The sequence below is a fragment of the Pseudomonas frederiksbergensis genome, assembly GCF_003732665.1.
In the GTDB taxonomy this organism is placed as follows: Bacteria; Pseudomonadota; Gammaproteobacteria; order Pseudomonadales; family Pseudomonadaceae; genus Aquipseudomonas; species Aquipseudomonas frederiksbergensis_G.
On sequence record NZ_MOBP01000250.1, the window covers coordinates 1 to 269 of the forward strand.

A 269-nucleotide genomic window follows, 5' to 3' on the forward strand; every position below is an offset into this window, starting at 1 on the left:
CTTCAATGACCTGGCGGTGATCAGCCATTACCTGCTGGAAAGTGGTAGGGTGAATCGGGTGCTGATATTCGATTGCGCTGTGCACCAGGGCGACGGGACTGCACGCATCCTGCACAACACCCCGGATGCGATCACCGTTTCCCTGCCCTGCGAGAAGAATTTTCCTGCCCGCAAAGCCGAAAGTGACTGGGACATTCCATTGCCCAAAGGCATGGGCGATACCGACTATTTGAAGGTGGTGGACGACGCGCTCAATTATTTGCTGCCGC

The 269-nt window shown here is 56.1% G+C and carries 1 pseudogene; it reads left to right on the top strand.

Going from position 1 to position 269, the window contains the following annotated elements:
• Nucleotides 1–269: pseudogene (locus BK665_RS34050) on the top strand (histone deacetylase); the annotation flags it as partial.